The following is a 5,019-nucleotide window of genomic DNA, read 5'->3' as shown; positions in this document are numbered from 1 at the left end:
GGCGCAGGCGGTGCTCGCGCAGGTGGGCCTGGCGGCACGCGTGCAGCATCGGCCGTCGGAGCTGTCGGGCGGCGAGCGCCAGCGCGTCGCGATCGCGCGGGCCTTGGCCGGCAAGCCGGCCTGCGTGCTGGCCGACGAGCCGACCGGCAACCTCGACCGCGAGACGGCCGATGGGGTGTTCGCGCTGATGCTGGAACTCGCGCGCAACCAGGGCACGGCCTTCGTGATGGTCACGCACGACGAGGCGCTGGCGAAGCGCTGTGATCGGGTGCTTCGGTTGAAGCAGGGGCGGCTGGTCGACTGAGTGCCCGCGGTGTCGGTGTGTGTGGCCATCGCGGGAGCGATGGCTGCAGAGACGGACGAAGACATCGTTCACGGTGGAACCGGATCGACCCGTTGGTCACTCATTCGGTGTCCTGATCGTCGACCTGCCATGGGCGGGTTCGGTCGGGGCATGAATGGCCTCCAGGACTTCAAAGGAACCCGACATGAGCACTCCATCGCCAACGACAGGCCGATCGCGGAGCAACTCTTTCAGTTTGCAGGAGGGGCCCGCTGGACAGGAGCGAGGAAGCTTTATCGAGCGCCAATTCAATACCGCCCGAGGTCTCGCACGTTCGTCTTGTGGGTGCGTTGAACGCAATCCGGGACGCGCCATGGTGGCTGCGGGTTTGCCAAGCCTTGGCATGGGCGGGTACCTCCTCAGTCTGCTGAGCGATGAAAACCTTTCCTCTGCTGCGACCCTGGCGGCCATTGCAGGTTTCCTGGTGATGTCGAGCCTTGGAACCGCATTGACTACCCAGGGGGGCGAGCGATGGAGGCAGTCCTGTCAAAACCCAAGTGATCGCGAAGATTCGACAGCCGACGCCGAGGATCCCGACGCTTCAGGCGGTGAGAGACCTTCCGAAGAGTTGCGCGAAGTTCGGGTAGGCGATTCCGATTCGGCTTCTGACGGCTTGCAATCGCTTGATGGGTCACAAGACTCGAAGGGGCTCCCGCCGCAGGAGTGCGATGAGTAGGTGCTTCAACTACAGATCCGCAAAGTGGGTCGATGCGCGGCCGTTGGGATCGAATCTGCGAAGTCAATCACTCATGGAGCGTCCATGACCGGGCACCTGCGATGGGCAACTCCGGTGCGGGTTCGCATTGGTGCCACACGAAATTGGAGCAAGACCTCAAATGTTTGGAAATCTGAACCGGTCGCAACTGCTGACCAACACCCTGGTCACTCTCGACGAGAGCCTGCATATTCAAGAGCATGTGGGCTCGGCCCGTGACGGCATCGGGTTCGTTCGGGATGGCGCCAGGGAATTCCTTGCAGTTCACAACCAAGGCTGGGCCAGAGTCAAACTGTCGATGCTGCCTCCAACGATCGCGTGCGGGCTTGCTGGCTACGAGCCGGGGGTGGGTATCGCGTTGGGGGTCTACGCGCTGATGGTCATTGCCGAGGGCGTTCTCCACAGACCCTCGTCGGCCCCGCCCGAGGCGCCCGTCTCTGTTCCGGACCAACTCTACTTCTATGGTCTGGGAGCCGACGGTCGCCCTGGATTGAGAGGCTGACGGCCTTGCTTGCCGAGCCAGCCTCGAAAGCGTTGTGCTCGAAGCGCAGATCCTATTCGAGGCTTGCCCGCAGCATCCCGGCATAGATCCCGGGCGACGATCCCTCGATCACGACCGCGCCGACCGTCTTCTCGTAGAACGCCTTCGGCCCGGCGCTGCCGATGACTGCGTAGGCATAACCGAGGTCTCGTTGCGCATGCAGCGCGGCCAGCAGCAGCGCCCGCCCGACGCCCTGACCTTGCACCGCATCGAGCACGCCCTCGGGCCCGAAGAAGTTCTTGCAGGTCGCGTCGTGGCACGCGAAACCGACGATCTGTTGCTCGCGCACGGCGATGAAGCAGGCGACAGGCAGGCGCCCGATCGCGACATCGATCTCGGCCACCCAGCCGGGGAAATGCTCGGCCGCCCAGGCCAGGATGCGCGGCTTCTCGGGCGCGAGCGCCCGCCGCACGGTGATGCCGTGGCGTTGCACCGAGGCCAGCGCGTCGTCGAGCGGTGGCAGCTTGTAGAGGGTGACGAGCATGTCGGACATGGCGAGCGATATTACGCGAGAGTCAGCCGGCCATTGGGAGCCGCATCCCGGTCGTGCGTGGCCACAAGGTGATTGTTGATGCCGACTTGGCCGTGCTGTACGGGTGTGTCGACCAAGGTGCTGAACCGGGCTGTCAAGCGGAATGCCAATCGATTTCCTCGCGACTTCCTGTTTGCCCTCAGCCCCGAGGAGAAGGTGGAGGTGGTCACGAACCGTGACCACCTCCGAAAATTGAAATTCTCCAGGACGCAGGCGCCTTACACCACCGTGAACGGCGAGGCCTACTCGTAGCCCATTCCGAGGTTCTGCGCCTGCTGCGCCAGTTCATCCAGCGCGGCATCACTGTCGCGGTCGCGCCGGTCTTTGAACGCCATCAGGTCGACGAATCGGATGCGCCGCTGCGTGCCAGTCTGGCGGAACGGCAGTGATCCGCCTTCGAGCAGCTTCAGCAGACGAGGGCGCGACACGTTCAACATGTCGGCGGCCTCCTGGATCGTCAGTTCTGCCTGGGCCGACGCCACCTGCGTGGCGTTGCCGGCCACCGGCTCTCTGTCTGGCATGCCTACTTCGTGTTCGTCACGATCGTCACCCGCCGGTTCTCCGGCGCCGCCGGCACCGCGCGGTTCAGCAGGTCGTGGTCGCCCTTGCCCTCGGCCTTCAGGCGGTCGGCGGCGATGCTGTGCGTCGTCACCAGGTAGTCGCGCACGCTCTCGGCGCGCTGCTGTGACAGCACCATGTTCGCGTCGGCGTTGCCCCGCGGGTCGGCATGGCCTTCGACGTTGAAGGTGTAGTCGGCCAGCCGGTCGTTCTTCAGTGCACCGGCCACCACGTCGAGTTGCTGCTTCGCCGATTCGGTCAGCTCCGACGAGTTCGTCAGGAACGTGATCAGCAGCGAGGCGCTCGCCTTGCGCTCCGGCGCCGAGACGCCCGCACCGTCGCGGCTCACCTTCAGGCTGCGCGTGACGACCGGCTCAGGCGGCGGCGTCAGCGCGTCCAGCAGGTTGGCCTCGGTGACCTTGTTGCCCTTCAGCACCCGGGTGTCGCCCATATCCTGGGCGCGCAGCGGCGCGGCCAGCAGCGGGGCAGCCAGCGCGGCAGCCAGGACCAGCCCGGCAGTGCGGCGCAGCGAAGACGAATTGAAGCTCAGCGTGTCCATCAGGGACCTCCGTACAGATTCCGCGATCATGACCGCTGCCACCCCCCATCGGAAGCGACGAAGGTCACGCATCCCACGATCAAGGGGCCGCCTTGCCCGCCCCGTCGCCCAGCGTGTCGTCTTCCCACAACCCCGACATCCGCGTGGTTTCCGACGGATCGCCGACCCACACCGCGATCGCGGTGTAGTTGTCCTGCTTCGGCTTGGCCGCGGCGCGGATGGTCTCGCCCATGCGGTCCAGCCAGTCCCCGGCCGAATCGGCGGCGGCGAAGGCCGACTCGATCGCCCGCTTCGAGAACAGGTCCCACCAGCCGTCGGAGCACAGCAGGAAGGCGTCGCCGTCCTCGATCGGCATGTGGGTCTCCAGCGTGCTCGGCTCCACCGGTCCCTCGGTGCCCATCGCGCTGAGCAGCTGGTTCTTGTGCGGGTGGTCGATCGCCTCTTCCGGCGTCAGGTAGCCGGCGTCGACCATGCGCTGCACGACGCTGTCGTCGCGCGTCACGTGGCACACGCGGCCATGGCGCAGCATGTACAGGCGCGAGTCGCCGACGTGCGTCCACAGCGCTTCCTCGCGCCGCATGTCGATCCACAGCGCGACCAGCGTCGCATGCATGCGCTCGGCGCTGCGCTTGCCCTGCTGCTGCTCGTTGATCGCCGCATGCGTGTCGCACACCAGCTGCGTCAGGTACTCGGGCGTCGCCTGCGTCGCCGACTGCAGGCCGAGCGCCGTCATGCGCACCACCATGTCGGAGGCGACGTTGCCGCCCCGGTGCCCGCCGGCCCCGTCGGCCAGCACGGCATAGCAGAACGGCCCGCTGACGCCGTGGCGCAGGTCGTCCTCGTTGCGGCTTCGCCCGCCTACCTCGCTGCGGGCGGCGATCTCGACTTGCAGCATGGGCATGCGTCCGTCAGGTGCGGCCCGGATGGCGCTCGGCGTCCAGGCGGTCCAGCTGGTCTTCATAGGCCTTGATGAAGGCCTTGCCGAACAACTCGTGGAAATCCTCCTGGGCGTCTTCGTGGATGCGCTGGTAGTGCTGCAGGTACTGTTCCCAGAGCTTGGCGCGGCGGTTCATCGGCAGCACGCTGTCGAGCACGCTGTTGCCGGAGAGCTTGCTCTCGAGCTGCGAGGGCTCGAAGCGCTTGAGCACGCCTTCGAGCGCGGCGCGCATGCCCACCATCGTGCCGATCGCGTGGCCGACCAGGTCGTCCATCGCATCGTGCACCGCGGCCGGGCCGACCATGAAGCCGCGCATCGGCGGCTGCAGCAGCTGCTCGATCGCGGTACCGGCATCCGGCGAGAACTTCAGCGGGTTGTTGTTGCGGGCCTGGATCATCGTCACATCGGCGCGCAGCTCCTGCTTGGCGGCGGCCCGCGTGGCGACCAGCTTCAGCGTGCCGTCCACCGAATGGCGCAGCAACTCGCCGATCACCCGCATCAGCGCCGGGTTCAGGCCCTGCGGCGGTTGCAGCTGGATGCCCGCGCCTTCGCAGAACGCGGCCCACAGCGCGTCGGGCGTGGTGTCGCCGGCGGCGTAGGCCGGGGCGGCCGCGGGCGGGCGCGTGGCGGGCGGTGGAACAGCCACGGGCGGTGCCACCGGCGTGGGCGGCATCGGCGTCAGCGGCATCGGTGCCGAGGTCATCAGCGACGGCCGGGCCGGGCGCACGCCGGGCATCGTCGTCGTCGGCGTGAGGTCGTCGCCGCGGATGCGTGCAGCCGGCGGTGCAGCCCGGGGCGGCGCCGGCGGGCGCGGCGCGCTGACCTGCGTCATGT

General features: G+C 67.1%; 8 protein-coding genes. 3 read left to right on the top strand and 5 right to left on the bottom strand.

Annotated features, from left to right (window positions below; genetic code table 11):
* Both AC1D1T_RS29910 and AC1D1T_RS29905 read left to right on the top strand, forming a co-directional pair.
* On the top strand, positions 1 to 304 hold a 304-nt coding region (locus AC1D1T_RS29910), incomplete at its 5' end, for an ABC transporter ATP-binding protein (RefSeq protein WP_477993080.1).
* Positions 305 to 1,179: 875 nt separating this feature from the next.
* Complete coding sequence (locus AC1D1T_RS29905) at positions 1,180 to 1,560, top strand: hypothetical protein (RefSeq protein ID WP_477829162.1); 381 nt, start codon at positions 1,180 to 1,182, stop codon at positions 1,558 to 1,560.
* 52 nt (positions 1,561 to 1,612) lie between these two features.
* On the opposite strand, the gene AC1D1T_RS29900 is transcribed toward AC1D1T_RS29905, so the two are convergent.
* On the bottom strand, positions 1,613 to 2,092 hold the full coding sequence (locus AC1D1T_RS29900; protein ID WP_477829161.1) for a GNAT family N-acetyltransferase: 480 nt from the start codon (positions 2,090 to 2,092) through the stop codon (positions 1,613 to 1,615).
* Positions 2,093 to 2,170: 78 nt separating this feature from the next.
* On the opposite strand from AC1D1T_RS29900, the gene AC1D1T_RS29895 reads away from it, so the two are divergent.
* Positions 2,171 to 2,383: an ORF6N domain-containing protein gene (locus AC1D1T_RS29895; protein WP_477993078.1), complete on the top strand. Its 213-nt coding sequence runs from the start codon at positions 2,171 to 2,173 to the stop codon at positions 2,381 to 2,383.
* Here AC1D1T_RS29895 and AC1D1T_RS29890 read toward each other — a convergent pair.
* The 4 genes from AC1D1T_RS29890 to tagH all read right to left on the bottom strand — a co-directional run.
* Complete coding sequence (locus AC1D1T_RS29890) at positions 2,374 to 2,652, bottom strand: excisionase family DNA-binding protein (RefSeq protein ID WP_477993075.1); 279 nt, start codon at positions 2,650 to 2,652, stop codon at positions 2,374 to 2,376. The genes AC1D1T_RS29895 and AC1D1T_RS29890 overlap by 10 nt on opposite strands.
* A 2-nt stretch (positions 2,653 to 2,654) precedes the next feature.
* Positions 2,655 to 3,248, bottom strand: a complete 594-nt coding sequence (locus AC1D1T_RS29885) for an OmpA family protein (protein ID WP_047511033.1) — start codon at positions 3,246 to 3,248, stop codon at positions 2,655 to 2,657.
* A 79-nt stretch (positions 3,249 to 3,327) separates the two neighbouring features.
* Positions 3,328 to 4,149, bottom strand: coding sequence for a PP2C family protein-serine/threonine phosphatase (locus tag AC1D1T_RS29880; protein WP_197067018.1), 822 nt, complete (start codon positions 4,147 to 4,149; stop codon positions 3,328 to 3,330).
* A gap of 7 nt (positions 4,150 to 4,156) precedes the next feature.
* A partial coding sequence (gene tagH / locus AC1D1T_RS29875) for a type VI secretion system-associated FHA domain protein TagH (RefSeq protein WP_477993073.1) occupies positions 4,157 to 5,019 on the bottom strand: 863 nt, incomplete at its 5' end.

The sequence above is a fragment of the Rhizobacter sp. P2_H3 genome (assembly GCF_056403355.1).
The sequence above is the reverse complement of the archived record's forward strand: the minus strand, read 5'-3'. Positions and strand labels throughout refer to the sequence as shown.